Consider the following 3637-nt stretch of genomic DNA (forward strand, 5'->3'; position numbering starts at 1 on the left):
CGGTGTGGTGCAGGTAGGGGTGGAACAGGAACACCCAGTCCACGGTCGCGAGGGCGGCGGTGACGATGAACGCGTCGAGGAGGACGCGGCGACCATGTCCGCGGGCCTGCCGCCCCGCCAGCAGTAGACCGCCGATCAGCAACGGATACGACGCGAGGAAGCCCAGGTCGTTGAAGGCCGGGAACGGCGCGACGCGGTCGTTGCGCACGTATTCGACGGTCCAGACCCCGTCCGCGAGCAGGCGTACGGCGAGCCCTCCCGCGACCAGCCGCCACGGCAGGGAAAGCTCCCGCCAGCCGCGTCCCATCCGGTAGAAGAACGGGGAGCTGACCAGCGCGCAGACGACGATCCACAACACCTGCATGACAGACCCGGCGGGCAACAGGTCGGCCGCCCGGCTCAGCACGCCGACGACCAGCAGAGACAGGCGTTCGGCGACCACCGCTGGCCGACGCCCGCGGACCGCGGGTTCCCGGCCTGCTCCATCGGACACTCCTCACGCCGTCACCGAAGTGCGTGATCTTTTCCACGCAGGGTCGAGTGCACCTCGCGGCCGTTGCAGGACAGTTGCGCGACCGGTGCCAGCCGGGATCGGTGGGACGGGGGCGGCTCCACGCCGGTCCCGGGTCCGGGCCGACCGATCCCTACACCCGGCCACAGAGTTCTGCAGGATAACCGCCATCCGGCGGGATCGCCGTTCGACACGGCCGCAATGCGGCACGGTAGTCACAGAGAGTCGACCACAGCGGCACAGCACGGGGGTGACGACGTGTCCGCGCAGACCACGCCGCCGCGTCCCGGCTTCGTCGCCGAGCTGCGCGACGCGGTCACCGTGCGTGCCGCGCTGCTCGTGCTCGGCGTACTGCTGCTGCAGCTCGGCTTCATCGCCAGTTACCTCGGCGCCTTTCACGACCCCGCGCCGCGACGGATCCCGGTCGCCGTCGTCGCCCCATCCGGCGCGCACGCCGGCGCCGCGACGCAGATCGTCGCCGAGCTCAACCAGCTCGACGGACGGCCGCTGGCCGCCCGACTCGCCGCCGACGAGCCGGCGGCACGTCGCCTGATCGAACGGCGCACGGTGTACGGCGCGCTCGTGCTCGGCCCCGCGCGCAGCGACCACCTCCTGGTGGCCGGCGCGGCCGGCGCATCGGCCGCGCAGGCGTTGACCGCCATTCTCGGACAGGTGGATCAGGTACGTCGCCGCACCCTGACCGTCGAGGACGTCCGCCCCGCCGCCGCCGGTGACGCGCGGGGCCTGTCCGGGTTCTACCTGGTGGTCGGCTGGGTGGTCGGTGGATACCTGGTCGCCGCGATCCTCGGGATCGGCGGCGGGGCACGCCCCGCCAACCGGCACCGCGCGGTGCTCCGGCTCGCCGTCCTGGCCGCGTACGCCGTCGCCTCCGGGATCGGCGGCGCGCTCATCGCCGAGACCCTGCTGGCGGCGCTCTCCGGCCATTTCCTGTCTCTGTGGGCCCTCGGCGCGCTGCTCGTCTTCGCCGTCGGCGCGTTCACCATGGCGGCGCAGGTGCTGCTCGGCACGATCGGCATCGGCGTGGCCATCCTGCTCTTCGTCGTGCTCGGCAATCCCAGCGCCGGCGGCGCGTACCCGTCAGTCCTGCTCCCGCCTTTCTGGGCGGCCATCGGCCGCTGGCTGCCGCCGGGCGCGGGCACGGACGCCGTCCGGAACATCGTCTACTTTCCGAAGTCCAGCGTCGCGCAACCGCTCCTCGTGCTCGCCGGTTACGCCGTGGTCGGGCTGCTGGTCACGGTCGGCGTGGCCGGTCGTACCCCGGCGGAAAGCCGGACCGGGACGGCGCCTGCCGGCGCACGCGGGGGGTGACCGGCGACGCGCAACGCCGTTGCGACGAAACCGGGTGGGAGGGGGCACGGTGGATGGGGGAGAATCGCCGTCGTGACGGATGTGACCGATGACCTGCAGTGGCGGGGCCTGATCCAGGACTCCACCGACCTGGACGACCTGCGCAAGCTCCTCGATACCGGACAGACGACCTTCTACGTCGGTTTCGACCCGACCGCGCCCAGCCTGCACGTCGGACACCTGGTCCAGGTGCTCACCGCGCGACGGCTGCAACTGGCCGGACACCGTCCGCTGCTCCTCGTCGGGGGAGCGACCGGCCAGATCGGCGACCCGAAGGAGGGCGGAGAGCGGACGCTCAACACCCCGGAAACGGTGGCCGGTTGGGTGGAGAAGATCCACGATCAGCTCGCCCCCTTCGTCTCGTACACGGGCGACAACGCCGCCACGGTCGTGAACAACCTCGACTGGACCAGCGAGATGTCCGTGATCGAGTTTCTACGCGACGTCGGCAAGCACTTTCCGGTCAACCGGATGCTCGCCCGGGAGGTCGTGAGGGCGCGGCTCGAGAGCGGGATCAGCTTCACGGAGTTCAGCTACCAGCTCCTGCAGGCCAACGACTTCTTCGAACTGCACCGGCGGCACGGCTGCGCGCTTCAGTTCGGCGGCTCGGACCAGTGGGGCAACATCACCGCCGGCGTGGATTACGTGCGGCGCCGCGGCGAGGGCCCGGTGCAGGCGTTCACGACGCCCCTGGTCACGAAGGCCGACGGCACCAAGTTCGGCAAGTCCGAGGGTGGTGCGATCTGGCTGGACCCTGCGCTGACCAGCCCGTACGCCTTCTACCAGTTCTGGCTCAACGCCGATGACCGTGACGTCTCCCGCTACGTCCGCTACTTCAGCTTCCGGTCGCACGAGGAAATCGTGGAGCTGGAGAAGGCGACCGCGGAGCGTCCCGCCGCGCGGCTCGCCCAGCGGGCGCTCGCCGAGGAGTTGACCACGCTGGTGCACGGTGAGGAGGAGACGCGGCAGGTCATCGCGGCGAGTCAGGCTCTCTTCGGGCGGGGCTCGTTGAGCGAGCTCACGCCGGCGACCTTGCGGTCCGCCCTGGGCGAGGCCGGCCTGGTGCGGGTCGACGAACTCCCGCCGGTGGCCGTGCTGCTCAAGGAGGCCGGGCTGGTCGCCAGTCTCAACGAGGCGCGCCGCGCGATCACGGAGGGCGGGGCGTACGTCAACAACGAGCGGGTGTCGGATGTGGAAGCCGTCGTCTCGCCCGACGCTCTGCTGCACGGACGATTCCTCGTCCTGCGGCGGGGGAAGCGGACGTTCGCCGGCGTTGAGCTGCAGCGATAGCCTGACGATCAAGGTATGGCGGGGAACGCGTCCGGTGGATTTGACGACGAATCCGGCGGGCGCGTAACTTCTCTCTGCCCGCAGGGAACGGACGAGACGGTAGAGATGCCGGAGGCCGCCGCTGCGGGAACAGGCCAGCCCCGTGGAGGGTTACATCTTCGCGGGACTTCGTTCCCCTGGTCGGGTCGCTTCGGTGGCCGGCGTAGGGGAATGCTCCGGCCTCGCGGCGGGTTATACTAAGCGAGGTTCAGACCGGGCAGTGCACTCCGATGATCTGCCAAGCAGGTCGATTTGGAGAGGCGACACCGACCGGGGTAAAGTTTCATGTCGGCAGGGAACCGGGCGAGCGTGCGGCAAGACCGCAGCGGCCGGCCTGCTGAATCCCAAGATCAGGCGTGGTGGTTTGCTGCTGCGTGTGTTGGTGGGGTTGGCCGTGCGTGAAGCGTGACAATCTGGTTGATATCGGGT

Annotated in this window: 2 protein-coding genes and 1 pseudogene; 2 read left to right on the plus strand and 1 reads right to left on the minus strand. The window is 70.2% G+C overall.

Features of this window, described 5'->3' with window-relative positions; translation table 11 throughout:
• Window positions 1-493 (minus strand): annotated as a pseudogene (locus AB0J06_RS26280) (hypothetical protein); the annotation flags it as partial.
• Window positions 494-769: 276 nt separating this feature from the next.
• Here AB0J06_RS26280 and AB0J06_RS26285 point away from each other — a divergent pair.
• Together AB0J06_RS26285 and tyrS are read left to right on the plus strand one after the other, a co-directional pair.
• Complete coding sequence (locus AB0J06_RS26285) at window positions 770-1840, plus strand: hypothetical protein (protein ID WP_357432346.1); 1071 nt, start codon at window positions 770-772, stop codon at window positions 1838-1840.
• A 72-nt stretch (window positions 1841-1912) separates the two neighbouring features.
• Complete coding sequence (gene tyrS, locus AB0J06_RS26290) at window positions 1913-3169, plus strand: tyrosine--tRNA ligase (RefSeq protein WP_357432348.1); 1257 nt, start codon at window positions 1913-1915, stop codon at window positions 3167-3169.
• Window positions 3170-3637: the final 468 nt, after the last annotated feature.

This window comes from Micromonospora sp. NPDC049679 (assembly GCF_040659735.1).
GTDB lineage: Bacteria > Actinomycetota > Actinomycetes > Mycobacteriales > Micromonosporaceae > Micromonospora_I.